Annotated in this window: 26 protein-coding genes, 7 tRNA genes and 1 rRNA gene; 30 read left to right on the top strand and 4 right to left on the bottom strand. The window is 45.7% G+C overall.

What is annotated here, in order from left to right; translation table 11 throughout:
* Window positions 1–155: 155 nt before the first annotated feature.
* From rrf to DP120_RS14480, 8 genes are all read left to right on the top strand, one after another.
* Window positions 156–271: ribosomal RNA gene (gene rrf / locus DP120_RS14515) — 5S ribosomal RNA — on the top strand.
* Window positions 272–311: 40 nt separating this feature from the next.
* Window positions 312–384: transfer RNA gene (locus DP120_RS14510), tRNA-Thr, on the top strand.
* A 51-nt stretch (window positions 385–435) separates the two neighbouring features.
* Window positions 436–510: transfer RNA gene (locus DP120_RS14505), tRNA-Glu, on the top strand.
* A 32-nt stretch (window positions 511–542) separates the two neighbouring features.
* Window positions 543–618, top strand: a tRNA-Val gene (locus tag DP120_RS14500).
* Between the two features lie 23 nt (window positions 619–641).
* Window positions 642–725: transfer RNA gene (locus DP120_RS14495), tRNA-Tyr, on the top strand.
* Window positions 726–740: 15 nt separating this feature from the next.
* Window positions 741–815, top strand: a tRNA-Gln gene (locus DP120_RS14490).
* 8 nt (window positions 816–823) lie between these two features.
* Window positions 824–896, top strand: a tRNA-Lys gene (locus tag DP120_RS14485).
* A gap of 29 nt (window positions 897–925) precedes the next feature.
* A tRNA-Ala gene (locus tag DP120_RS14480) sits at window positions 926–998 on the top strand.
* A 232-nt stretch (window positions 999–1,230) separates the two neighbouring features.
* Here the strand turns inward: DP120_RS14480 and DP120_RS14470 are convergent.
* Entirely contained in the window at window positions 1,231–2,310 is a 1,080-nt protein-coding gene (locus tag DP120_RS14470) for a citrate synthase/methylcitrate synthase (RefSeq protein ID WP_112224372.1), read from the bottom strand.
* 112 nt (window positions 2,311–2,422) lie between these two features.
* Between DP120_RS14470 and DP120_RS14465 the strand changes: the two genes are divergently transcribed.
* From DP120_RS14465 to glmS, 9 genes are all read left to right on the top strand, one after another.
* The gene (locus DP120_RS14465; protein ID WP_240612024.1) at window positions 2,423–3,298 is read left to right on the top strand and encodes a LysR family transcriptional regulator; all 876 of its coding nucleotides are present in this window, start codon (window positions 2,423–2,425) and stop codon (window positions 3,296–3,298) included.
* Between the two features lie 12 nt (window positions 3,299–3,310).
* Entirely contained in the window at window positions 3,311–3,874 is a 564-nt protein-coding gene (locus DP120_RS14460) for a GNAT family N-acetyltransferase (RefSeq protein WP_112224371.1), read from the top strand.
* Window positions 3,875–3,944: 70 nt separating this feature from the next.
* Window positions 3,945–4,853 carry an arginase gene (gene rocF / locus DP120_RS14455; RefSeq protein WP_112224370.1) on the top strand — a complete coding sequence of 303 codons (909 nt, stop codon included), beginning with the start codon at window positions 3,945–3,947 and terminating at the stop codon, window positions 4,851–4,853.
* Between the two features lie 200 nt (window positions 4,854–5,053).
* Entirely contained in the window at window positions 5,054–5,617 is a 564-nt protein-coding gene (sigW, locus tag DP120_RS14450; protein WP_112224369.1) for an RNA polymerase sigma factor SigW, read from the top strand.
* Between the two features lie 12 nt (window positions 5,618–5,629).
* Window positions 5,630–6,265: an anti-sigma factor family protein gene (locus DP120_RS14445; RefSeq protein WP_112224368.1), complete on the top strand. Its 636-nt coding sequence runs from the start codon at window positions 5,630–5,632 to the stop codon at window positions 6,263–6,265.
* A 142-nt stretch (window positions 6,266–6,407) separates the two neighbouring features.
* Complete coding sequence (gene cdaA, locus DP120_RS14440) at window positions 6,408–7,244, top strand: diadenylate cyclase CdaA (RefSeq protein WP_112224367.1); 837 nt, start codon at window positions 6,408–6,410, stop codon at window positions 7,242–7,244.
* On the top strand, window positions 7,237–8,442 hold the full coding sequence (locus tag DP120_RS14435) for a CdaR family protein (RefSeq protein WP_112224366.1): 1,206 nt from the start codon (window positions 7,237–7,239) through the stop codon (window positions 8,440–8,442). Before cdaA ends, DP120_RS14435 begins: the two co-directional genes overlap by 8 nt.
* Before the next feature lie 96 nt (window positions 8,443–8,538).
* A complete protein-coding gene (gene glmM, locus DP120_RS14430; protein ID WP_112224365.1) occupies window positions 8,539–9,888 on the top strand; it encodes a phosphoglucosamine mutase in 1,350 nt (449 codons plus the stop codon).
* Window positions 9,889–10,561: 673 nt separating this feature from the next.
* Window positions 10,562–12,367 carry a glutamine--fructose-6-phosphate transaminase (isomerizing) gene (glmS, locus tag DP120_RS14425; protein ID WP_112224393.1) on the top strand — a complete coding sequence of 602 codons (1,806 nt, stop codon included), beginning with the start codon at window positions 10,562–10,564 and terminating at the stop codon, window positions 12,365–12,367.
* A gap of 118 nt (window positions 12,368–12,485) precedes the next feature.
* Here the strand turns inward: glmS and DP120_RS14420 are convergent, their stop codons facing one another.
* On the bottom strand, window positions 12,486–13,118 hold the full coding sequence (locus DP120_RS14420) for a C40 family peptidase (RefSeq protein ID WP_112224364.1): 633 nt from the start codon (window positions 13,116–13,118) through the stop codon (window positions 12,486–12,488).
* Between the two features lie 528 nt (window positions 13,119–13,646).
* Between DP120_RS14420 and DP120_RS14415 the strand changes: the two genes are divergently transcribed.
* The 10 genes from DP120_RS14415 to DP120_RS14375 all read left to right on the top strand — a co-directional run bounded on the left by DP120_RS14415 (window position 13,647) and on the right by DP120_RS14375 (window position 19,938).
* The gene (locus DP120_RS14415) at window positions 13,647–13,832 is read left to right on the top strand and encodes a hypothetical protein (RefSeq protein ID WP_112224363.1); all 186 of its coding nucleotides are present in this window, start codon (window positions 13,647–13,649) and stop codon (window positions 13,830–13,832) included.
* A 12-nt stretch (window positions 13,833–13,844) separates the two neighbouring features.
* Window positions 13,845–14,375 (top strand): NUDIX hydrolase, encoded by a 531-nt coding sequence (locus tag DP120_RS14410; RefSeq protein ID WP_112224362.1) that lies wholly within the window; start codon window positions 13,845–13,847, stop codon window positions 14,373–14,375.
* Window positions 14,359–14,853, top strand: a complete 495-nt coding sequence (locus tag DP120_RS14405) for a GNAT family N-acetyltransferase (RefSeq protein ID WP_112224361.1) — start codon at window positions 14,359–14,361, stop codon at window positions 14,851–14,853. Before DP120_RS14410 ends, DP120_RS14405 begins: the two co-directional genes overlap by 17 nt.
* A 24-nt stretch (window positions 14,854–14,877) precedes the next feature.
* Complete coding sequence (locus tag DP120_RS14400; protein WP_112224360.1) at window positions 14,878–15,366, top strand: hypothetical protein; 489 nt, start codon at window positions 14,878–14,880, stop codon at window positions 15,364–15,366.
* Complete coding sequence (locus DP120_RS14395; RefSeq protein ID WP_112224359.1) at window positions 15,363–15,827, top strand: VOC family protein; 465 nt, start codon at window positions 15,363–15,365, stop codon at window positions 15,825–15,827. Before DP120_RS14400 ends, DP120_RS14395 begins: the two co-directional genes overlap by 4 nt.
* Before the next feature lie 55 nt (window positions 15,828–15,882).
* Complete coding sequence (locus DP120_RS14390) at window positions 15,883–16,398, top strand: NUDIX hydrolase (protein WP_112224358.1); 516 nt, start codon at window positions 15,883–15,885, stop codon at window positions 16,396–16,398.
* Window positions 16,399–16,415: 17 nt separating this feature from the next.
* Window positions 16,416–17,165, top strand: coding sequence for an alpha/beta fold hydrolase (locus tag DP120_RS14385; protein ID WP_112224357.1), 750 nt, complete (start codon window positions 16,416–16,418; stop codon window positions 17,163–17,165).
* 168 nt (window positions 17,166–17,333) lie between these two features.
* Window positions 17,334–17,729: a VOC family protein gene (locus tag DP120_RS14380; RefSeq protein ID WP_112224356.1), complete on the top strand. Its 396-nt coding sequence runs from the start codon at window positions 17,334–17,336 to the stop codon at window positions 17,727–17,729.
* Between the two features lie 29 nt (window positions 17,730–17,758).
* Entirely contained in the window at window positions 17,759–17,986 is a 228-nt protein-coding gene (locus DP120_RS18280; RefSeq protein WP_133257402.1) for a hypothetical protein, read from the top strand.
* Window positions 17,987–18,183: 197 nt separating this feature from the next.
* Complete coding sequence (locus DP120_RS14375; RefSeq protein ID WP_240612023.1) at window positions 18,184–19,938, top strand: beta/alpha barrel domain-containing protein; 1,755 nt, start codon at window positions 18,184–18,186, stop codon at window positions 19,936–19,938.
* Window positions 19,939–20,005: 67 nt separating this feature from the next.
* On the opposite strand, the gene DP120_RS14370 is transcribed toward DP120_RS14375, so the two are convergent.
* Complete coding sequence (locus tag DP120_RS14370) at window positions 20,006–20,458, bottom strand: helix-turn-helix transcriptional regulator (RefSeq protein WP_112224354.1); 453 nt, start codon at window positions 20,456–20,458, stop codon at window positions 20,006–20,008.
* Between the two features lie 13 nt (window positions 20,459–20,471).
* The gene (locus DP120_RS14365) at window positions 20,472–21,170 is read right to left on the bottom strand and encodes a YfjL-like protein (protein WP_476704079.1); all 699 of its coding nucleotides are present in this window, start codon (window positions 21,168–21,170) and stop codon (window positions 20,472–20,474) included.
* A 264-nt stretch (window positions 21,171–21,434) separates the two neighbouring features.
* On the opposite strand from DP120_RS14365, the gene DP120_RS14360 reads away from it, so the two are divergent.
* The 3 genes from DP120_RS14360 (at window position 21,435) to DP120_RS14350 (ending at window position 23,670) form a co-directional block, all read left to right on the top strand.
* Window positions 21,435–21,896: a sigma-70 family RNA polymerase sigma factor gene (locus DP120_RS14360; RefSeq protein WP_233786020.1), complete on the top strand. Its 462-nt coding sequence runs from the start codon at window positions 21,435–21,437 to the stop codon at window positions 21,894–21,896.
* Complete coding sequence (locus tag DP120_RS14355) at window positions 21,889–23,061, top strand: hypothetical protein (protein ID WP_112224352.1); 1,173 nt, start codon at window positions 21,889–21,891, stop codon at window positions 23,059–23,061. The genes DP120_RS14360 and DP120_RS14355 overlap by 8 nt, the downstream gene beginning before the upstream one ends.
* A gap of 267 nt (window positions 23,062–23,328) precedes the next feature.
* Entirely contained in the window at window positions 23,329–23,670 is a 342-nt protein-coding gene (locus DP120_RS14350; RefSeq protein WP_112224351.1) for a zinc ribbon domain-containing protein YjdM, read from the top strand.
* The last annotated feature ends 9 nt before the right edge of the window (window positions 23,671–23,679 follow it).

The raw sequence follows: 23,679 nt of genomic DNA, 5'->3' as shown, positions 1-23,679 counted from the left end.
GAGGTAGATAGGTTCGAGGTGGAAGCGTGGCGACACGTGCAGCTGACGAATACTAATCGATCGAGGACTTAACCAATACTTTATGATTCACTTTGCATTCAACCGTTTCAATGTCCGTTGTATCCAGTTTTGAGGGCGCAAGCACTCAAACATAGTCCAGTGACGATGGCAAAGAGGCCACACCCGTTCCCATCCCGAACACGGCAGTTAAGCTCTTTTGCGCCGATGGTAGTTGGGGGTCTCCCCCTGTGAGAGTAGGACGTCGCTGGGCTATTCTATGTTTTATTTTTGTTCCGAGATTCTTTTGCCTTGCTTCCATAGCTCAGCAGGTAGAGTGCTTCCATGGTAAGGAAGAGGTCACCGGTTCGAACCCGGTTGGAAGCTTTTATTTTAAAAATGAAGTTTCTTTACATGGGTTACATAATTATTCATTAAGGCCCCTTGGTCAAGCGGTTAAGACACCGCCCTTTCACGGCGGTAACACGGGTTCGAATCCCGTAGGGGTCACCAAATTATCAAACGAAGATGGTAATTTTAATAATGGAGGATTAGCTCAGCTGGGAGAGCATCTGCCTTACAAGCAGAGGGTCGGCGGTTCGATCCCGTCATCCTCCACCATGTAGTATTCCAAATTTCATATCGGTGGGGTAGCGAAGTGGCTAAACGCGGCGGACTGTAAATCCGCTCCTTCGGGTTCGGCAGTTCGAATCTGCCCCCCACCACCAGTTTTATATTGGCATTGGGGTATAGCCAAGCGGTAAGGCAACGGGTTTTGATCCCGTCATGCCCTGGTTCGAATCCAGGTACCCCAGCCATTTTTTATGAGCCATTAGCTCAGTTGGTAGAGCATCTGACTTTTAATCAGAGGGTCGAAGGTTCGAATCCTTCATGGCTCATCTTTAATTTCCTTGCGCCTGTTCAGCGCGGGGCCTTAGCTCAGCTGGGAGAGCGCGACGCTGGCAGCGTCGAGGTCAGGGGTTCGAGCCCCCTAGGCTCCATTGTTCCATGTGTATTTGTACTATCCATGTGTAAAAATCCCGTATCCATTCAATTGGATACGGGATTTTTTTATGCCTTTCGAATCTTAACGGGCGCTTGCGCTTTTCTGGTGTCCAGACTCCGGCGACCCAGCTCTTCGAGTCATAAGCCAACCCAGCTGCCGTGGCAAAGAGCGCCACTCTGCTGGTCTGTCTTATGCTTTTCAGAGCTAAACGGGTACCGTCGCTTTTCTTAATTCCCGACATAAATCGATTGAGGACGGAAAATCACGTTATCTTCCTGTTGTTCGATGGTGTGGGCTGTCCAGCCGACGATCCGCGCGATACTGAATGTAGGCGTAAATAATTCAGGCGGCATTTCAATGGAACGCATAATAGCTGCGGCGTAGAATTCCACGTTGGTGTACAACGCGCGTCCTGGTTTTCGTTCATTAAGCAAATGGATAATACGTTTTTCGGCATCTACTGCGAGATCCAGCCAAGGATCACTGCCTTGAAGTTCAAGGCATTTTCGGCGCAGGAGAATTGAGCGCGGATCTTCGGTTCGGTATATACGGTGGCCAAAGCCCATAATTTTTTCTCCCGTTTCCAGTTTGCCGTTGATCACTGAATCGATATCATCCTCTGCACTGATTTCATTGAGCAAGGTGATGACACCGGAAGGCGCCCCTCCGTGTAATGGTCCCTTCATTGTGCCGAGTGCGGAAGTGACAGCTGCCACCATATCCGATTCAGTGGAAACGGTGACTCTGGCAGCGAAGGTGGAAGCGTTCATGCCATGCTCCATCGTCAGCTTCAAATATGTTTCAAGAGCTTCAATTTGTGCGGCGCTGGGCTCTTCTCCTTTGAGCATCCATAAATAATTGGCGACGTGCCCAAGTTTGTCATTCGAGCGAATTATCTCATAGCCGTTTTGAAGCCGATAAAGCAGGGCGGTCATAACGGGCAACGCGGAAGTGAGTGCGGTTGCCTGTTCATATGGGGACAATGAAATATATTCTTCATTATAATAAGCTGAGAGAAGAGTCCGCATTTTATCCATGAGTGGAGCAGTCTTCGGCAGCTCTACAGCAATTTTTTCAACGTGGGAAGGAAGTTTCCGGTACCTCAGGAATTGCTGGTTCAACTCCTGAGCCTGGTTTGCTGCCGGAAATTCTCCATGCCATAGAAAGTATGCAGTTTCTTCGAAACTTTTATGTTGAATCGCCTTCTCAACAAGTCTTCCACGGTACCGCAATTCGCCTTTCTCACCATCTACTGAAGCGATTTTCGTCTGTACAGCCACAACATCTTTCAAACCTTTTTGGAACATGTTAATTCCTCCTTTTCTTAAAGTTTACCCGGAGAGATTGATTATGAAAATTAATGATTTATAATTAAATCAATTCAAAATATTAATCAATGAGGAAGTGATCATTATCGACTTGGCATGGTTAAAGACTTTTGCTGATGCAGCAGAGACGCTGAATTTCCGTAAGACTTCCGAGAGGCTGCTGATGTCGCAGCCGAGTGTTACTGTTCACATCCGTCTGCTTGAAGAAAGCCTCGGAGTGGTTTTATTCCAGCGGCAGAAGAACCGGGTATCGCTGACGGAGGAAGGCAAGTTGTTCAAAGGGGAAGCGGATAAGCTGCTGCGGCAGTTGGAGCAGAGTGTGGAAAATGTCCATTCGTTTGCGCAGGGATACCGCAAGAAGTGGGTGCTGGCGATTTCTCCTTTGATGGCGGAGACGGTGCTGCCTTATCTATTGAAGTCTTTCACAAAGCAGCATCCGGATTTGGAGCTGGTTATACGGGTGGAGGAATCTGAAAAGATTGAAGGGCTGGTGGAGACTGGGGAAGTAAGTGCTGGAATTTCAGCCATCCATCCGGTGAGCCGAGTGCTGCACAGTGAAGTGGTATATAAAGACGAGCTTGTTTTTGTAGTGCCACGGGACGCTTACGATGACGAATCGGGGCCGGTAATTTCCGATGAAGCGATGCTCCGTTCCCATTATCTTTTCATCCATCATCACCCGGTATTTTGGAACGAACTGTTGGTGAAATTAAACCTGAAAGTGCCTGGTTTGCGGACGATGACTGTGACACAGGCGCATATTGCCAAGCGCTTTATACAGGAAGGGCTTGGGATATCATTTTTGCCAAGGTCGATGGTGCGCAGGGAGTTGATTGAAGGGCGTCTATTGGAAGCGCCATTTGGTTTGTTCTCGCTTCCTGAAGTGGCAACTTATTTTCTCTGTAAGGAAAAGAATGAATTGGAAAAAGAGTTTTTAGAAAGAATCCAGGCGGTATATTTTGGTTAAGGGGGAATTTAAATGATTATCGAACAACCAGGCGTACGCTTGCGTTTATTGAAGCGGGAAGATTTCGAAGCCCTGTGGAAGTTGCATACACCGGGTATTTTCGAGCACATGCTGATAAAAGTCGAGACGTTCGAGCAATTAGCGGGCTGGTTGGAAGCCGGATTAAACCAGTCGAACGTGCTGGTGTTTGGTGTAGAACAGCCGGACACCGGGAAAATAGTCGGAACGACTCGCATATACGCAATCGACGACGCGAATAAAAGCTGTGAGATCGGTTCAACTTTTTATGCGGAAGAAATGCATGGCAGCGGATTGAACAGCCGGGTGAAAAATGCACTGCTCACTTATTGTTTTGAAGAGCGCGGAATGATACGGGTACAGTTTAAAACGGACAAGGAAAATATCCGCTCGCAGAAAGCGCTTGAAGCCATAGGGGCAGTAAAGGAAGGGACGCTGCGCAACGAACGCATCCGTTCGACCGGCAAGCCGAGAGACGCTGTCGTCTATTCGATAATTGATGAAGAATGGCCGGCAGTAAAAGAATTATTGCTGAAACGAATGAATAAAAATACGTAATCTTGTGCAGTTGAGCCATGTTGTTGTTAGCGGTTACAATAGGTTTAACTACTCAAGGGGGTATAAAAACATGAATAAATTAAATGTGTCAATTATTGGAGTACCAATGGACCACGGACAAAATCGCCGCGGAGTTGATATGGGACCGAGCGCAATCCGCTATGCGGGTGTGGTGGATCGCATTGAAAACCTCGGGCATACTGTTAAGGATGAAGGGGATATCCAAGTAGGTCACGCAGATGGACAAGTCGATACGGATACGAACCTTCGCAATATGACGGTCATCACCGAAGCAATGGAAGCACTGGGTGAAAAAGTGCAGGCTGTTACGAAAACAGGGAATTTCCCGCTGGTACTTGGCGGAGACCATAGTATCGCTATCGGAACACTTGCCGGCATCTCTCCGAATCACGAAAACCTGGGTGTTATCTGGTATGACGCGCATGCGGATATGAATACGAGTGAGACGTCGCCATCGGGGAATATCCACGGTATGCCACTTGCAGCAAGTTTTGGCCATGGCCATGAGAAGTTAACGCAGATTCGCGGATTCGCACCAAAAGTGAAGCCGGAGAATATCGTCATCATCGGCGCGCGTTCTGTAGATCCGGGCGAACGTGAATTAATCCGTGAGCGCGGCATCAAAGTTTACAGCATGCATGAGATCGATAAGATGGGTATGGATTTCGTTATTGAAGATTCAATCCGTTATTTAAAAGAAGAGCGGGGAACAGACGGTGTCCATCTATCATTGGATCTTGACGGCATCGACCCTCTATATACACCAGGCGTCGGGACTCCGGTTCCAGGCGGCATCAGTTACCGGGAAAGCCATTTGGCGATGGAGATGCTGCATGATGCAGGAATCATCACATCCGCTGAATTTGTCGAAGTCAATCCGATTCTGGATGAAAAAAATAGAACAGCAGACGTGGCAGTGGCTTTAATTGGTTCATTGCTCGGCGAAAAACTACTTTAAAACAGGCGAAAGCCTGTTTTTTATTGTTGTGAAAAGAATTTATAAGAAATAAGAAACATCCCTTTGGTTATTTCGTATGAAAATTAGATGGATTTATTTGGGTAATATTTGATACCATAGAAAAGAGAAAAATAAATGAAACCTTTCTATAAACCATACGTATATAAAACATAGCCGCATAGGCGGAGGGAAATGAGATCATGGATGCGTTAGTGAACAAGAGAATAGCAAAAGTCATCAAAGGCGACCAGGACGCATTCGCAGAGATTGTAGAATTGTATCAGCACCAGCTGTATCAAATTTGCTATCGTATGCTCGGCAATAAACACGAAGCCGAAGATATAGCTCAGGAAGCTTTCATGCGTGCTTATGTCAATATTCATACATTCGATCAGAAAAGGAAATTCTCCACTTGGCTTTATCGTATAGCTACAAATTTGTGCATCGACCGGATCAGAAAGAAAAAGCCGGATTATCATCTGGATGCAGAAGTGCGTGGGGCAGAAGGTTTAAATATGTATTCGAGCATTGCCAACGACGACCAGCTTCCCGAAGACGAATTGGTGAAGATGGAAGTCCAGGAGCGGGTACAATATGAAATCAGCCGCTTGCCAGATAAGTACCGGGCAGCTATTGTATTAAAGTACATTGAAGAATTGCCGCTGGCGGAGATCAGCGAAATTCTGGATTTGCCGCTTGGCACGGTGAAAACACGCATACACCGCGGGCGAGAAGCCTTGCGGAAGCAATTAAGCAATTTGTAGGAGGCGAGCAGGATGAAGACATGTCCGGATTACATCGTCCAGTATATGAACGATTATTTAGACGGTGACCTTGAACCATCCAAAGAACGGGTGTTGAAAGAAAATCTGGCTACCTGCCAAGATTGTCAGAAGATATATCATGAATTGAACAAGACGATTGCATTCGTCCAGAGTGCATCCCATATAGAAGCGCCAAAAGGCTTCGTCGAAGCCACGATGAACAAACTGCCAAAACAGAAACAGCGTTCGGGCGCCCAGCGCTGGTTTAAACAGCATCCGCTGTTGACGGCTGCTGCGATTTTCTTTGTAATGATGAGCGCTGTTTTGTTCTCGGACTTCAATAATGAACAGCAATTCTCCTTTACGAAGCAGCCGAATGTTGTAGTGGAGGGGAACACCGTAATTGTACCGGAAGGTGAAGTGGTGACTGGTGACATCACGGTAAGAAACGGTGATCTGCGGGTCGACGGGGAACTTCACGGAGACGTCACCGTTGTAAACGGCCAATACATGGCTTCAAGTGGTGTGATTACTGGTGAAGTGGAAGAGATCGACCAGGTTTTCGACTGGTTATGGTATACCATCAAAAATGGTTTCAAAGACGCGGCCTCCATTTTTAATAATGAAGACGCAATGATCGGCGAATAAATCCGTCCCTTTGGGGACGGATTTTTTTGTCTATACTCCTGCGCCCAGATTCGAATAGGCTTTTTCGCGGCATATGAAAGCATGGCCAGAATGATTTATGATATACTTATTTTATGCAGATGTAGAAAAGCGAGGGTTGCAGATGCCGTTTTTGGAGAATATTTTTAACCTAACACCACTCGAACTCATAGTCAATATAGCTGATATTTTATTAGTTTGGTTCGTTTTATATAAATTGATAACGATTATTAAAGGGACAAAAGCAGTCCAGTTGTTAAAAGGGATCTTTGTCATTATTATCGTCCACCTGGTTACGCAGGCATTGAATCTGCAAACACTCGGCTGGATTATGCAGGAAGTGTTGAACTGGGGTTTCCTGGCGATTATCATTATCTTCCAGCCGGAATTGCGGCGGGCGCTTGAACAATTAGGGCGCGGAAAGCTCTTTTCCAGCAGTACATTAAATGAAGAATCAGAGCGCAACCGCCTGATTGAAGCCATGACAAAATCCGTCAGTTATATGGCGAAAAGGCGTATTGGTGCACTGATATCCATAGAGCGTGAGACCGGATTGAGTGAGTACATTGAAACAGGAATACCTTTGAACTCAGACATAACGTCAGAGTTGATGATAAACCTCTTCATCCCCAATACACCTCTTCACGATGGAGCCGTTATCGTCCAGAAGAACAGAGTGGCGGCGGCAGCGTGCTATCTTCCTTTATCGGAAAGTCCGTTTATTTCCAAAGAACTTGGAACACGCCATCGTGCGGCACTTGGAATCAGTGAAGTGACGGATGCCATTACGATTGTCGTGTCGGAAGAGACAGGCGCCATAAGCTTGACGGCCAATGGTGATTTGCACCGTAATTTATCACTTGAGGATTTTGAAGTGAAACTCCGTCGTATTTGGTTTGGTGAAGAGCAGCAGAACGAAACTTCTTCCTGGTGGAACTGGAGGGGAAAAAAGAATGGATAAAATGATGGACAACCCTTGGTTTTTGAGGATTACTGCATTATTGCTAGCCCTTCTCATGTTCGTTTCCGTAAAAGCGGAAGAAGAAAACAGTAACTCAGCGGCCAGCAATACGATGACGGAAGTCATTGAAGATGTGCCACTCGAAGTCTATTACGATGATACAAGTCTGATGGTCAGCGGTGTACCCGCGACAGTCGATGTCCATATTACAGGACCCAACAGCATGGTCCAGACCACTCAACAGATAAAAGACTTTACTGTATTTGTGGATTTACGTAATCTGCAGCTCGGGGAGCACCGCGTGCGCGTCCAAACGGAAAATATCTCCGAGCAATTGGGAGTCCGGATAGATCCGACTTTCTTGAATGTGCAGATCGAAGAACGCGTTTCCCAGGAATTTAAAATTGATGCAGAATTGAATGAGCGTCTGATTGCTGAAGGATTTGTACTGAAGAGCATTTCTGCAGATCCGGACACAGTAACAGTCAGCGGACCGAAAAGTGTCATTGATTCCATCAGCTTTGTAAAAGCGACGGTAACGGAAGAACCGGGCTTGAATTCTTCTGTAACAAGAGAAGCGAGAGTCCGTGTTCTTGCCAATGACTTAACGAAACTGGATAATGTGTCGATTGAGCCGGAAGTGGTGGAAGTCGAAGCTGTGATTGAAGAATACAGCAAAGAAGTTCCGATATCGCTAAGCCAGACAGGAACAGCACGCGAAGGGATTTCTGTGGAGGAAATTGAAACGGAAGTCGATACCGTCAAGATTTCAGGCCCGCAGAATATCGTTGATGCGATTGAAGAATATGAAGTCGAAGTGAATATCAGCGGTGTAACGCTGACGGATACGGCAATTGAAGTGGATCTCGCGGCTCCGGAAGGAACGAGTTCCGTGGATCCGGGAAGCATAATAGTAGAAGCTGAAATCGATGTGGATGAATCTGTACTGATTCCCGAAGATATTAGTTCCACCACGATAGATTACGGTGATTCTGCCGATAAGCTGTTTTTCGGCAGTCTTTCTGAAGAAGCTGAAGATTCGAAGGATAACAATGAAACCGTTGTTCCCGCTCACGCTGAAGGTACATCTGCTTTAATTGCTTACAGAACAGCAGAAATACTGGAAAGTTTGAATGTGGAAGAATTTGTGGTATATGTAGATGCAGTGGAAAAATTGGGACCATATAGAGTGTTGTAGAAATTGAAGGGCTGAGTTAGCCGTTCGCTGCAACCATCCGTATAAGATAGGCATTATTATCCGATATTGCATTGGATTTAAGGAGAGAATAATAGCATGGGAAAATATTTTGGAACAGATGGAGTTCGCGGCGTTGCCAATAGTGAATTGACACCGGAACTTGCATTTAAACTGGGCCGCTTTGGCGGATATGTATTAACGAAAAGCTCGAAAGATAAACCGAAAGTTCTTATCGGACGCGATACCCGTATTTCAGGCGAAATGCTCGAAGGCGCTTTGGCTGCCGGGTTATTGAGTGTCGGAGCGGAAGTGATGCGCCTCGGCGTCATCAGTACTCCAGGTGTTTCATACCTGACTCGCGTGATGAGCGCAGAAGCGGGTGTCATGATCTCGGCTTCGCATAATCCAGTTGAAGACAACGGCATCAAGTTCTTTGGTTCGGATGGCTATAAACTTTCCGATGAGCAGGAAGCTGAAATCGAAGCTTTGCTTGATATGGAAGAAGATACGCTGCCGCGTCCAACTGGCGGCGACCTTGGCGCCATCACCAGTTATTTTGAAGGCGGACAAAAATATATCCAATATTTGAAACAGACAGTTGATGAAGAATTTGACGGCATCCATGTGGCGCTTGACTGTGCACACGGTGCCACTTCAACTTTGGCGACGCATGTATTCGCCGATCTTGATGCGGATATCACGTCAATGGGAGCTTCGCCAAACGGCTTGAACATCAATGACCAGGTCGGTTCCACACATCCGCAGAAATTAGCGGAACTGGTAGTGGAGAAACACGCTGACATCGGACTTGCTTTCGACGGTGATGGTGACCGCCTGATTGCAGTAGACGAAAAAGGCAATATTGTCGATGGCGACCAAATCATGTATATCTGCAGCAAGTATCTTAAATCAGAAGGCCGCTTGAATAAAGACACAGTCGTTTCAACTGTGATGAGCAATATGGGCTTCTATAAAGCGGTGGAATCAAACGGCATGACTAGTGTGAAAACAGCAGTGGGCGACCGTTATGTGGTCGAAGAAATGCGCAAAAACGGCTATAATCTTGGCGGCGAACAGTCCGGCCATATTATTTTCCTGGATTACAATACAACAGGCGACGGATTATTGACGGGCCTTCAATTGGTGAACATCATGAAGGTTACCGGCAAGAAATTATCCGAGCTTGCAGCTGAAATGACGATCTTCCCGCAAAAACTCGTGAATATCCGTGTAACGGATAAACACGCAGTGACTGATAATGCGAAAGTGGCTGCTGAAATCGAAGAAGTTGAAACAGAAATGAACGGCAATGGCCGTGTGCTTGTGCGCCCTTCCGGTACAGAACCGTTAGTGCGTGTCATGGTGGAGGCAGCTTCAAAAGAAGATTGCGAACGCTATGTCGAGCGGATTGCAGAAGTGGTCCGTGCTGAAATGGGCATGAAATAATAAGAAAAGCGACAGCGCCCGTTAAGCTCTGAAAGGCATAAGCCAGAACAGCGAAGTGGTCCTGACCAAGCAGCTGGGCTGGCTTATGACCCGAAGAGCTGGGCCGCTGGAGTCTGGACAAAACTTCGCTCTTTCAAAGCCATTAGAAACTTTAAAATATCATCCTTTCTTATCCATTAATAATCTAAACCGTTCCGAAGCTGTAATGCTATCGGAGCGGTTTTTTATTTTGAGGCATTGGTAAACAAATTAACAGAAATACAAATATCTTAGTTTTTAGAGAGGCCGAACAATCGAATTTTATTGTTTATTCGATATTAATACAGCTTTGTCTAAGGACTTAGGGACGATTGACTAAGGTAATTGGAAAAGGTATGATATAGTAGCCTGTTTAAGGCCGCATAAAAAGGGGGATAGTAGTAAAGCGTATAAGGAAACTAGTTGAAGCGCCTGTACTGGAGAAATCGGACGGACAAGTCATTTTCCAGTAGACGAGGAGGAGGAGTATCGAGATTTCGGCGGATACCTCCCGGCCGTGAAGCCCGGTCGTTATGTTCATCTTCAAAGCAGCTGAGTGATCAGCTGTACAACAGGATGAATGGGCTCAAGAATGCGTCCGCGCAAAATGGCGAACGCTTATTTTGATACTGAAAAAATTGGAGGAACTATAATTATGTGTGGAATTGTTGGGTATATTGGAGAAAAAGATTCGAAAGAAATTTTATTGAAAGGCCTTGAGCGTCTGGAATACCGCGGCTATGATTCAGCGGGTATTGCTGTGCGCAACGGCGACGGCATTACAGTTTTCAAGGAAAAAGGCCGCATTGCGGACCTTCGCGGAGCTGTTAACGGCGACGTTACCGGCAATACGGGAATCGGGCATACACGCTGGGCAACGCACGGCAAGCCGAGCCAGGTAAACGCTCACCCGCATCAGAACACGTCAGACCGTTTCACGATTGTGCATAACGGCGTAATCGAAAACTATCACCACCTGCAGCGCGATTATTTGGCTGATGTGGAAATGGAATCCGATACGGACACGGAAATCATTGTTCAATTGATCGGTAAATTTGTTGAAGGCGAAGGCATGACGACGCAGGATGCTTTCAGCAAAGCCTTGAAATTGATGAAAGGTTCTTATGCGATTGCATTGCTTGATGCTGAAGAAGCACAAACGATTTTCGTTGCGAAAAATAAGAGCCCGTTGCTTGTCGGCCTTGGAGAAGATTTCAATGTTGTGGCGTCTGATGCTATGGCAATGCTGCAAGTGACAGACCAGTTCGTTGAATTGATGGACAAGGAAATTGTAATTGTCCGTAAAAACAGCGTGGACATTCTGACGCTTGAAGGTGAACCAGTAGAACGCGAACCATTCACTGCTGAAATCGACATGAGCGACATCGACAAAGGCACTTACCCTCATTATATGCTGAAAGAAATCGATGAGCAGCCAGCAGTAATGCGCAAAATCATTCAGGCTTATCAGGGCGAGGACGAGAAATTGACGATCCAGCCTGAAATCCTTGATGCTTTGCAGGAAGCTGACCGTCTGTACATCATCGCAGCGGGCACAAGCTATCACGCTGGTTTGATCGGCAAGGAGTATTTGGAAAAAATGGCGGGCATTCCAGTGGAAGTGCATGTAGCAAGCGAATTTGGCTATAACATGCCGCTTCTTTCCGAAAAACCGTTGTTCATCTTCATTTCTCAGTCTGGCGAAACGGCTGACAGCCGCCAGGTATTGGTACGCATCAAAGAACTTGGCCACCCGTCACTGACAATCACAAACGTTGCGGGATCGACTTTGTCACGCGAAGCTGACCATACGCTATTACTGTATGCTGGACCGGAAATCGCTGTAGCTTCCACAAAAGCTTATACAGCACAATTGGCGGTATTGGCGATCTTGGCAGCCGTGACTGCAGAAGCTCGCGGACGCGATCTTGGTTTCGACCTGGTGCAGGAAATGGGTATTGTGGCGAACGCCATCCAGGCGCAAGTTGACATGAAAGAAGAAATCGAGCAATTGGCGCATGATTTCCTTTCTACAACACGCAACTGCTTCTTTATTGGCCGTTTGATGGACTTTTTCGTCGGCCTTGAAGGTGCTTTGAAGTTGAAAGAGATTTCCTATATCCAAGCGGAAGGTTTTGCCGGCGGCGAATTGAAGCATGGTACGATTGCTTTGATCGAAGAAGGCACGCCTGTTATCGCACTTGCGACACAGGAATCCGTAAACTTGAACATCCGCGGCAACGTCAAGGAAGTCGCGGCGCGCGGAGCGAACACAATGATCATTTCAATGGAAGGCCTGAACGAAGACGGCGACAGCCACGTTCTTCCGACAGTGCATGAGCTGTTGACTCCGCTTGTATCGGTTATTCCGTTGCAGCTGATCAGCTATTATGCAGCGCTTCACAGAGACTGTGACGTTGATAAGCCGCGTAACCTGGCGAAATCCGTTACGGTTGAATAAAGAATAATAGAGCAGAGCCGGATCCTTAGGGGTCCGGCTTTTTTTGTACTTTCAGATTTAAAGACGCAAAAAAACAGACCAGGAATTATATCCCGGTCTGTTTTGTGTATTGATTTTATTACATTCTGCCGTAGCCAGTGAAGTGGTCTCCCCAATAAGGGCCGAATACGTCGACAACTTCTACTCCGCCGTTATTGGCAGCAACCATTTTGCCGTTTCCGACATAAATTCCGATGTGGGAAATTCCTGCTTTATACGTTCCGGAGAAGAAAACCAGATCTCCTTGTTGTGGAGTGCTGACTTTCGTCGCCATGTTATAGTAACCAGCTGCGCTTGTGCGGCTTACGTTGTGGCCTGCTTTGTTAAGTGTATAGGCGATAAATCCGCTGCAGTCAAATCCTGCCGGTGTTGAGCCGCCCCATACATATGGAACTCCAATATATTGCTGTGCAATAGATGCGACTGAAGAAGTAGGACTGCTCACCTGTGTTACTTGTGGAGCTTTCGTGCTGCTGGAAGCTGCAGAAGAACCTCCGCTAGTTTGGAATGTTTGGCCAGGATAAATCATATGGCCAGAAATGCCGTTGATGCTTTGGAGACTTGAAACCGTAGTTCCATAATCCTGTGCAATTTGCCAAAGTGTATCTCCAGATTTTACTTGGTGAGTAGCTGCGCTAGTAGGTGCAGCAATGGCAGTTGAAAGTGCGACAGTGGCAGTAAAGGCTAGTAATGCTTTTCTTGTTTTTTTCATTTTGTATTGCTCCTTAATTGTCTGGAATACACTGAATTCATATTGTTGAATAGTGATTCTCGTATTTTATATGTTAAACCATAATGTCTAGAGAGATATTAATAATCTGATGCTTCTTGTCACTTATCTTTGAAGCCTTGATTAGTGTAGCATGCCATTTTCCCGAATTAAACCCTTGTAATGGTTTTGTGAACGCATTTAAATATTTTGATATATTTTTGATATATTGTATTTTTATATAATAAAAAACAGAAAATTCGCTATAAATCTCTCCTAACGTTAGTGCGAAAGGATTTTAGAAGAAATTTTAATGAAAAAGTAGATTCGATTCTTTAAAATCAGACTGAAAAACTTACATTTAATGGATTGATTATTTCATGGATGAAATTTGGTTTTTCTTATTTCATGCTCAAAATTAAAGTGAAACTGAGTAAAGAACATCCATCTATGAATTGTAAAATTCAGTATTTTTGTATTTTACTGGGCTTTTGAATGGTATGATTAAGTAAAAAATGGAGGGCTTTACAGATGAATTGGGCAGTTATAAAAGACGGCAGAACAATGCTGGGACTGGTGTTGTCCGTTTTATTGAGTGTAAGTGCAATTGTGCTGGCGGTGAACGATATCGGTTACTGGGTTGCTCTGGTTGTAATGGCGCTGATTGTGCTTTTCTTCAGTATTGCCAAGGCTGATAAAGTGACGAGACAGGAATAGGGGAGCTGCAGCATGGAAAATCAGGCGTATGTGAATTGGGGTGGACATATAGTCAGTCTCAGCTGGGAACCTTACAGAAAGATGGAATCGGCTGATATTGTGACGAGTGTCCATGGCTATTGTTTTTTTGAAGGGAAAATTGTCCTCGTACATGTTAATGGCAGAGGGTTTAATGTTCCCGGCGGCCATATCGAAGAGGGGGAAAGCCCTGAAGAAACTTTGCACCGCGAAGCGTATGAAGAGGCTTATGTCAAAGGGGATATCAACTATATCGGGGCAATTTGCGTGGATCATACAGAAAACCTGAAGTTCACGGAAACCGGAAAGTATCCGCGTGTCGGGTATCAATTATTCTACCGGATGGACATTGCGGAATGCTTGCCGTTCCTCCGGGAGCACGAGACCCTGACTCGCATTTGGGTGGAGCCGGAAGAAGTGCCGCATGTGATGGAGGACCATAAAATAGCGTTATTGGTATTGAAGGAATCAATGAACAACAAGAGGGAAAGCGGAGTGACTATAGGAAATGAAATTGGAAACTGAACGATTGATTATCAGCCCTTGCACGGAAGATGTAATTGCATTGCTGAATGAACAGCATTACGAAAACGGGCCGCAGGTTTCAAATCACCTGAAGCAATTGGCGGAAGATCCGGCCATTCTTTATTGGGGACCCTGGCTTGCGATGCTGAAAGCGGACAACAAAGTTATCGGGGATCTGGGATTCAAAGGTGCGCCGGACAACAAAGTTATCGGGGATCTGGGATTCAAAGGTGCGCCGGATAACAAAGGTGCCGTGGAAATCGGCTATGGTTTGCTGGAAGAATACCGGGGCAAAGGATATGCGACAGAAGCGGTTGCGGCTCTGGTCGACTGGGCATGGAAGCAAAACGGTATACATAAGGTCAAAGCGGAAACGCTGGTGGATAACCAGGAATCGATTCGTGTGCTTGAAAAACTTGGGATGAGAAAAGTGGCTGAGAGCGAAGAGATGGTTTACTGGGAGATAACTGGAGGGTGAGTTTTTCGGAGATAGGAGCGGTATATGAACAGAGCAGCAGCTTTATACGGAGAATTCACAAGTGTATGTAAAGTTTTAAATGACGAGCTGCATATAACGCCGGTGCTGTACGGGTCTCTGGGATTAGCAAAAACAACGGGAACGGACTTTTCTCCGCAAGATATCGATATTCTGGTTCCGCTCATTTTCTTGGAGAATAGGTGGGGTGCACTGTGTGGAGTGATGGAGCGGCTTGGATATGAACTGGCCGATTTACGGGAACATGAATTTCATAATGGTGAAACGCAAATCGGATTTTCATTTATGGAAGATTTAAAGAGCTTCGCTGATATTGATTATTTGAATTTAGCTGCAGGCGAGGAGGATGGCGCGGCATATTATACGCTGAATGCTGCGGATTATTTCAAAGTCTATAAAAAATCGTCCGAAGATGGTTATAGAAGGACCAAGAATGATCAGAAAGACTTGAAGAAACTGAAGGTTTTACAACAAATATTGGAGGAGAAAAAATGATCAAAGGCCTTTACGAAGCTCATTTACCGGTACGTAATCTGAAGAAATCAATCGAGTTTTATAAAAAGCTGGACCTGGAACTGGCTTATCAAACAGACAAACTTGCTTTTTTCTGGACGGAGAAAGGGCATAGCTGGCTGGGATTATGGGAAACGGAAAAAGTGGACACGCCTTATCATCCATCGCTGCGGCACATCGCTTTTCACGTGTCGCTTGAAGATATTCGGAATGCAGGAGACTGGCTGAAGCAGAGAGGAATCGAAGCACGGACGGCTTTCGGCTTTTCGCCCGAGGAACAGCCGTTGGTCCTGGCAAATGTGGCCCATGCCCATGCGGCGGTTTACTTCCATGATCCGGATGGCAACTCACTTGAATTGATTGCACCGCTGCGCCTGGATACTGAAGAGAAGCTTGAAAAGATGTCGCTGAAAGAATGGGATCAGAAGTATAACTCGCAATAAATTGTATAGTCTGACGCAGCGGAATAGTTGCTTAAGAAATGAGAGGATTTTCATTATGCTGAAATATACACTTTGCCTGATTAAAAATGAGGATCAATTCCTGCTGTTGAACCGGTTGAAAAAACCGCAGATGGGCACGTGGAACGGTGTCGGCGGCAAAATAGAAAGCGGCGAAACTCCGCTGGAAAGTGTTATCAGGGAGACTTTTGAAGAAACAGGGATTCTGCTGAAAGAACTGGTATATGCCGGGAATGTGATTTTCAAAAGTACAGAAGGCCAGGAAGGCATGTATCTTTTCATAGCGGACTTGCCGGAAGGAAGCTGTCTTGAGACACCGGCGGGAACAGCGGAAGGCATCTTGGACTGGAAGCCGGCCGACTGGATCCTTCACAAAGACAACCGGGGAGTAGCAGCGAATTTACGGGCTTATTTGCCGGCAGTGCTGGAAGGCAGGATGGGATTTGAGCATCTGTTTACATACGACCAAGGGGTTATTCTGGATTATACGACTGCCGAATTCATTGGAAATGAAATAAATGAAAAATATGCATCGCCGATTGTTGTCAGTTGAATAGAGGAGTGTTTGGGGTGGAAAAGAGCGTTGGTGATAAAATTACGGTAAACGGCACAGAGCTATATTATGAATGGTCGGGTACAAGAGGTGAGGGACCAATCGCCGTCTTTGAATCCGGCTACGGCTGGTCTTTGGAAAACTGGGATCCGGTTCGAAAAGAAATGGAAGAATCTACGGAAATGTTCTTTTATGACCGTGCCGGTGTCGGAAAGAGCGGCAGAAGTGATGGACCTTTCCACAGCCTGCAAATTGTCCGGAATTTACGGGAGTTGCTTCAAAAGGCGAAGGTCAAGCCACCGTATTTATTGGTCGGCCATTCGTTCGGCGGCGTAAACGTCCGGCTTTTCGCCCATCTCTATCCTGAAGAAATTGCGGGAGTGATTTTACTGGACTCCTGCCACGAAGATCAGAACCGGAAGATGATGCCGTTGTTTACGGATGAGGTGAAAGAGGATTATTTGAATCAGTTTACCGTCGAAGCGACTTTGGAAGAATTTGAGCAAAGTCTTGACCAGGTTCGCGGCAAACGGCTGGGAAACATTCCGTTGCTGGTTGTAACCGGCGGCAATCAGCCTCACCATACGGCAGCGTCCATGCGGGAATGGCTGGACTTTCAGGAAGAGCTTGCAGGATTATCTTCGGAAAGTGAACATGTGTTGGTTGAAAATGCAGGTCACGCGATTCACTTGGACAATCCGACGCTCGTAACTTCATTGATTAAGAAGATGGCGGCGCGAGTAATACATTCCAGAGAGTTGCACTAATGATGGATGCACCGGTTGTGAAATATGGTATAAGACAGCTCCTGCCATTTTTGCGGGAGCTGTTTTTATTCAGATAGAGGATTATCGGCAGGCTTTGGAGAAAGAGAGAGGAAGTAAATCGCTTCAATGGGAGTACTTTATGGGAGCACTTTAATGGGAGGAATTTGTATGGAGCTGACACATATTCGCTTATTGGTAGACAATTACAAGGAATGTTTTCTATTCTACCGGAATGTTTTGGGTTTCAAGGTTTCATGGGGAGACGAAGATTCCAGTTATGCGGACTTTGAGTTTGCGGGAGTTAAACTGGGTTTGTTTGAACGGAAGCAAATGGCCGATGCAATCGGAGCGGAATACCATTTGCTCCGGAAACGGTCAGACAAAGCCGCGCTCATTTTCAAAGTCGATAATGTGGATGACAAGTACCGGGAACTTCAGAAGAAAATTGACTTCATCACCGAGCCGACCGTTCAGGAAGGCTGGGGCATTAAAGTGGCCCATTTCCGGGATCCTGCGGGTAACTTGCTCGAAATTTATGAAAGCCTCGAATCAATGGGGGATTAAGCTGAATCCAAAAGGGATCAGCTTTTTTATTGTCCACGACGCAGGAGTTCCGGGGTTTATTTTCTTCCGAAATCCTGTCGCTGGGCTGGACTTCGCTATACGAAATAATGGGTGACGCCAACGCCTATAGCCAGGTCAATAAGCACTTTAATTACCTCGACCAATCTAGATTGCGCGCCATTGTGGAGCAGGTGAAGCTGGTAAGGGTTTGTGTGGGAGAAGCCGATATATTGAAAGCAGGAAACCGCCTCTTTTAATTTAGGATAATGAGCCGCACCAATCTGCCTGTTTCTTCTTAATGGGCTTGTATCACTTAAAGTAGATAAGATGTAAAATAGAAGCATACTAGTTCGAGGACGTGATTTCTTTGCCGGATTGGACTTACCATACCGTCTTTAAACCAGGTCTTTCCCATTTTACGGCGAAGGCCGGGAGAGAATTTATCCACCGGAGCATGACCAGAATTTCTGCACTTCCAGGTGGAAGCAAACTAATCGAATACCTCGGCCATACCAACCCATCATCCCAGTTGGAAACGAAACTTTTCGGCTTCAAAATTTCCAATCCGATTGGATTAAGCGGGAAAATCGACCCTGAAATGACTGGCACCAAGGCATTCGGCCATTTAGGTTTTGGTTTTATAGAAGTTGGCCCTGTGACCTCAATTCCGGAAGGACATAGTGTGCCAACATATACTCAAGCGAAAGATAATCTTATTTTTCCTTATCGTCCGGAATCTCCGGGAATGGAAAAGACCGTGACAAACCTGCGAGAGCTGAAAGAATTTCAGAAACCGGTGTTTATCCGGGTTGGAAATACGAAATCTTTCAATGAGACTTTAACTTTATCTAAGGTGTTGGCAGGTCATGGAGATGCCCTTATCGTGAAAGGCTGTTATAGCGATGATGAATGGCGGTCATTAAAGGATTCTGTAAAAGATAAGACTCTGTTGGCGGTATACTCGTTAGATGAATTGGACAACGATACGATTGATAAGCTGACAGCCAACAGCTGGTTGGATGGTGTCGTTATCGATGAATACGCAAAAGACACTGGCGCGGGGTTGGAATATCCCTTGTCTCAGGCAAAAAGTTTGGCGGGGAAGGCAGCGGAAATCAGGAGCAGGAGTAAGATTCCGATTATCGTTTCCGGAGGCATCACTGAACCGAAAGATGCGCTGGCCTTATTTAAGGCAGGAGTGGATTTGGTAATGTTGACCGCCGGCTATGTTTTTACCGGGCCAGGATTGCCGAAACGGATCAATGAAGCTTTGCTGGATACAAAGATTGCAGTAAAGGATACATATAGCGGTTGGATATGGCATTGGCTATTCGGGTTTCTGATGTTGATAGGCGGTATTGCCGCTTTAATTGTCAGTATGACGATCGTTGTCCTGCCATATGATGAAGCGTTCTTGAAGATGACGAGGGAAGAATTAATCGCGATTAACCCAAACATTTACCGTTTTATGCAACATGACCGGATGACGGTCGCCGGAACAATGATATCGGGTGGCATCATCTACATGCAATTGGCCCGGCATGGCGTCCGTTATGGGTTGCAATGGGCGAAAAGAGCAATTCATATTGCCGGCATCTTAGGATTTTTAGGGATTTTGCTGTTTCTCGGATTCGGCTATTTTGACTGGCTGCACGGCATTTTATGGTTAGTCTTACTGCCGTTTTTTTGGAAAGGCTATTTGATGACTAAGAATCATGCTGAACACTCACCATCGAGTAACAGGACAAATCACAAAGCGTGGAAGAAAAGTTTATGGGGACAGCTGGCTTTTGTGGCGCTCGGTGCCGCTCTTGCAGTCGCTGGGCTCGTCATTTCCACAATCGGCGTGAACGGGGTATTTGTTCAAACGGATATCGCTTATATTTGCATGAGTCCGGAACAAGTAGCCGGTATAAATGATCGGTTGATTCCGGTTATTGCCCACGACCGCGCAGGTTTGGGAAGCGCTTTGATCAGTGTAGGTTTACTTGTATTGATGCTCGCGATCTGGGGATTCCAGCAAGGACAGAAATGGGTTTGGTATACCTTTTTGATCGGCGGAATTCCGGCTTTCAGCACTGCCATCATCATTCATTATGTGATAGGGTATACAACATTCATTCATATCTTCCCGGCCTATATTGCACTGTTGCTGTTTGCTGTGGGGTTATGGTATTCCAGGGAGTTCTTTTTTAAGAAACAATACTAATTCACCATTAATATCTTACCCTTTTCGCTGTAATAGGCGGAAAGGGTATTTTGAGATTGAATAGAAATTACGACAAACTTAACTCATCAAAACGCTGCAAAGACTCCACTTCGTCGAAAGAGCTGTAAATATTGTATTTTTCTTTATCTAATATTCGGAAATGCTGGCTGATAAGGTTTTGCTGAAGAATATAGTCGGAATTACTTTTAATTTCTTTCCACCAAATGACACCGCCCATTGTTTTCAGCCTCGGTCTATTATGGGATTCATAGATCAATGTCTCGATAATGACGAGCGGATCGTCACCCAATTCATGAAGCAAAATATCGCTTCTTCTAAATAAAGTGCACACGGCAATCGTCGTTGTCCAACCAGCAAGTATACGCCCTTTCTCGATTTGGACCAGTGTCTTTTTGGATAAGCCCAGCATTTCGGCCATCTTATCCTGAGTATAGTCCTTTTCAGTACGAATTAATTTTAATTTATTGCTGACAAGTAAGATCAAGTCGTCTCTGTTCATCGTCTCTTCCTTTCTAAAATGCCAAGCTGTACTCAAGAACGTCTTCGATGGATTGGATGTTGGCCAAATCCTTGGACGTCACATAAATTTCGTGAGTGACAGGCTTTTCGCTGTCATTTAGCCCTTCTTCATCATTGAAATACAAGGAAATATCAAGAGCTATGTTCTGTTTCTGTAATTCCTGTATCAGGTTGTACAGGTTTTCCGCTTCTTTTTTCTCGAATTCCAGCGACCATTTCTCGGAGGAATTGATAACAAGGTGGATATAATCCTGGGCTTCTTTGTAATGAAAGATCTCTTTGCCGGTCTGCATTTCGTGGGAGGCTCCGCCGCTTACAATTATCTGCAGCTCTTCGTATTCAGGGAAATGTTGGTTTACGAGTGGCGTTAAATCTTGAGTAAGCTGAGTTTTCCAAATAGCCTCAGGGTATTCATCGTAATAAACCCCGTTCCAGTTCCATTTTTCCGCCCGGAATACAAGTTCCTTTTGCGCTTCGGGATAAAAAAGTCCGCTATAATTGCCGTCCACGAAATTGTATTGGGCTTCTTGTAAATGAAAATCCATACCGTATTTTTCCTCCAGATGCGTTTCCAGCTCTTTTGCAACAACTCCTTTTTTAAAAGGCATGCCATAGATAAGGCTGTATCCTAGAAAAATAACGCCAGCCATAAAAACGCTCAGTAAAATAAGAAAAAAATTTTTCAGTTTCACCACAATTACCTCAGCTCTTTTTAAGTGTAATATTACACTTATGATTACTTTTGTCAATTAATTATCTGATAATTTTCAGTTTCTAGTATTTTAAGTAACCTTTTCCGCTACAATTGGCAGAAAGTGTATTATTTATTGCCAAAACGAAACCGGAATATTATGGGCGTTGTCTAACAGATAGAGAAAAAAGGGGGAGAGTGCTTGGAGAAGCGAGAGAAGGACCGGCTGCTGACGGAGGCGATGGATGAATAGGGGCATTATCTGGTGCGGCTGGCGTATTCGTTCGTCAAAGAACGGGCGAAGGCGGAAGACATTGTACAAGACGTGTTTATCCGCTATTACATAAATCTCGAAGGATTCGAAGGGCGCTCGAGCGCCAAAACGTTTCTGTACCGCATCACGGTAAATGAGTGCCATAACCATTTCAGAAGCTGGGCGCACCGCAAGATCGAGTTGACGAATATACTGAATCCACTTTTGCCGGATAAAAAATCAGCGGAAGAAACGGCGCTGGCCACTGAAAAGAGCAACGAAGTGGCGGGAGCGGTCGGCAAGCTGCCGCTGAAATACCGGGAAGTCATCTGGCTTTATTATTATGCAGAGCTGTCGGTGAAAGAAATCAGCGAGGTGTTGAAAATCTCAGGCAACACGGTGAAGACGCGGCTGGCCAGAGGGCGACAGCAGGCAGGCGTCAAATTTACGGAGGAGGGAATTGACCATGCGTGAGGATCTGAAACGGAAGCTGGATGAGTCGGTGCCGGAAGATGTGACGCTGTCGGATGCGAAAAAGCGGCAGATTATGATGGCTGCGCGAAATCGGGAAAATGGAAGAAAACCTTCGCGCGTACCGAAAATGTTGCCGGCGCTTGCGGGTGTGGCGGTGATTGGGCTTGGCGGGGTACTAGGCTACCCTTACGTGAGTGATTGGGAGGCAGGGCGTGGGGCTGTGGAAGAGTTACCAGAACCGAAAAAGTTGGTAGTCGCAGGACATGATTATCCAGTACTGATTGAATCTGAGTACGATGACCAGTCGGAGAACTTGCTTTATAATGATGGCGCCAATGTTTATTCGTTTGATCTGGCTGCCGGAGAAGAATCAGTGCTGACAAGTCTGGAGGAAAAGGTATCCACGTATCAATTTGCGGTAGACGGAAACTGGCTAGCCTGGGAAGAATATGGGGAAGAAATCGCCAATTTGAAAATCATGAATCGGGAAACAGAGGAAGTTGAAACTATTGAAGAGGCCAATATTATTGATCTGCATATCGATGAAGATTCATTGGTGTATGCCCGATTTGGGGTTGAGGACGACAAGCCGAAATATCTGTCGGTTAATTTGAACACGATGGAATCTCAAACTGTTCATAAAATGACGGGCCGGGGTTCGAATAGTGCCGCTTCCGTTTCGGAAGGCAAGCTCGTTATTCCGGAAGGAGCACTGGACGGTGAAAAAATTGTGAGTGAATTCCATCTCTATAATTTGAAGGAAAACATCTTGATTGAGACATTTACTTTGCCTTATCAGTCGGCGAGTGGAGTTACTTTGAATGATGGGCGAATATACGGACATTTCAGCAATGAAGAAACGTCAGAAAGCTTGCTTGGTTATGTTGATATTGAAACTGGAGAGTTTACAGAGATTCCGACCCCTGATTTTGTCGAGTTTGCTGTATACGGCGATTACCTCGCATTGAGCATAGCGGATGAAGCAGACTCCAGTGACTTGCATCTATACAGAATGGCGGGTACCGAACTGGAAGAAGTGCCAGCTTTTTCGGCAATTGACGAGCGGCTTGTCAGACCGCGCTTTACAGATGATGGAACCTTGGTGGTTAACGGTGAAGGAGAAGACTTGGCGATGTATTTATTAGAATTAGGGACAAAGGAATAATCTATTCCATATGGTCAAAAGAATGCTCTTGGGATAAGCTTTTCCTGAGAGTGTTTTTTATTTGTCTGTATTTATAAAACTCGGGGGAGTGGGAGAAGATATTGTCGATTTTCAAAAAGAAATGTGCAGTATGCAAAAAGAAGGCGGCACAGCCGCGGAAGTATTTCAATGAAGTGAATAAGGCGATAGTTGTTTGTGAGAAGTGTGTGTTATATGCAGAGAGAAGAGCTTTCCGGAAACGGACGGCATAAACAGGAGGTAATAACAATGAACGAACTGCCAAATTGCCCGAAATGCAACTCCGAATATGTCTACGAAGACGGCAGCCAGCTCGTGTGCCCGGAATGCGCGCACGAGTGGACGCCGGGAGCGGAAAGCGAAGCGGCTGGAGAAGAAAAAGTCGTAAAAGATGCCAATGGCAATGTCCTGCAAGACGGTGATTCCGTGACGGTCATCAAGGATTTGAAAGTGAAAGGCAGTTCGTCTGTCCTGAAGCAGGGGACGAAAGTGAAAAGCATCCGCCTGGTTAACGGCAATCATGATATCGACTGTAAAATTGACGGTTTTGGGCCGATGAAGCTGAAATCGGAATTTGTGAAGAAGGGGTAAAGGGGAGGC

The sequence above is a fragment of the Planococcus halotolerans genome, from assembly GCF_003289955.1.
Classification (GTDB): domain Bacteria; phylum Bacillota; class Bacilli; order Bacillales_A; family Planococcaceae; genus Planococcus; species Planococcus halotolerans.
This window is presented reverse-complemented; position numbering and strand designations above follow the sequence as displayed.

Excerpts from the sequence above, each read along its gene's own strand:
- DP120_RS14435 (WP_112224366.1), top strand. The coding sequence starts at position 7,237 with ATGGATAAAATGATGGACAACCCTTGGTTTTTGAGGATTACTGCATTA.
- DP120_RS14395 (WP_112224359.1), top strand. The coding sequence starts at position 15,363 with ATGATCAAAGGCCTTTACGAAGCTCATTTACCGGTACGTAATCTGAAG.
- DP120_RS14405 (WP_112224361.1), top strand. The coding sequence starts at position 14,359 with ATGAAATTGGAAACTGAACGATTGATTATCAGCCCTTGCACGGAAGAT.
- DP120_RS14375 (WP_240612023.1), top strand. The coding sequence starts at position 18,184 with ATGACCAGAATTTCTGCACTTCCAGGTGGAAGCAAACTAATCGAATAC.
- DP120_RS14355 (WP_112224352.1), top strand. The coding sequence starts at position 21,889 with ATGCGTGAGGATCTGAAACGGAAGCTGGATGAGTCGGTGCCGGAAGAT.
- sigW (WP_112224369.1), top strand. The coding sequence starts at position 5,054 with ATGGATGCGTTAGTGAACAAGAGAATAGCAAAAGTCATCAAAGGCGAC.
- glmS (WP_112224393.1), top strand. The coding sequence starts at position 10,562 with ATGTGTGGAATTGTTGGGTATATTGGAGAAAAAGATTCGAAAGAAATT.
- DP120_RS14370 (WP_112224354.1), bottom strand. The coding sequence starts at position 20,458 with ATGAACAGAGACGACTTGATCTTACTTGTCAGCAATAAATTAAAATTA.
- DP120_RS14415 (WP_112224363.1), top strand. The coding sequence starts at position 13,647 with ATGAATTGGGCAGTTATAAAAGACGGCAGAACAATGCTGGGACTGGTG.
- DP120_RS14420 (WP_112224364.1), bottom strand. The coding sequence starts at position 13,118 with ATGAAAAAAACAAGAAAAGCATTACTAGCCTTTACTGCCACTGTCGCA.
- glmM (WP_112224365.1), top strand. The coding sequence starts at position 8,539 with ATGGGAAAATATTTTGGAACAGATGGAGTTCGCGGCGTTGCCAATAGT.
- DP120_RS14445 (WP_112224368.1), top strand. The coding sequence starts at position 5,630 with ATGAAGACATGTCCGGATTACATCGTCCAGTATATGAACGATTATTTA.
- rocF (WP_112224370.1), top strand. The coding sequence starts at position 3,945 with ATGAATAAATTAAATGTGTCAATTATTGGAGTACCAATGGACCACGGA.
- DP120_RS14380 (WP_112224356.1), top strand. The coding sequence starts at position 17,334 with ATGGAGCTGACACATATTCGCTTATTGGTAGACAATTACAAGGAATGT.
- DP120_RS14400 (WP_112224360.1), top strand. The coding sequence starts at position 14,878 with ATGAACAGAGCAGCAGCTTTATACGGAGAATTCACAAGTGTATGTAAA.
- DP120_RS14350 (WP_112224351.1), top strand. The coding sequence starts at position 23,329 with ATGAACGAACTGCCAAATTGCCCGAAATGCAACTCCGAATATGTCTAC.
- cdaA (WP_112224367.1), top strand. The coding sequence starts at position 6,408 with ATGCCGTTTTTGGAGAATATTTTTAACCTAACACCACTCGAACTCATA.
- DP120_RS14470 (WP_112224372.1), bottom strand. The coding sequence starts at position 2,310 with ATGTTCCAAAAAGGTTTGAAAGATGTTGTGGCTGTACAGACGAAAATC.
- DP120_RS14460 (WP_112224371.1), top strand. The coding sequence starts at position 3,311 with ATGATTATCGAACAACCAGGCGTACGCTTGCGTTTATTGAAGCGGGAA.
- DP120_RS14390 (WP_112224358.1), top strand. The coding sequence starts at position 15,883 with ATGCTGAAATATACACTTTGCCTGATTAAAAATGAGGATCAATTCCTG.
- DP120_RS14410 (WP_112224362.1), top strand. The coding sequence starts at position 13,845 with ATGGAAAATCAGGCGTATGTGAATTGGGGTGGACATATAGTCAGTCTC.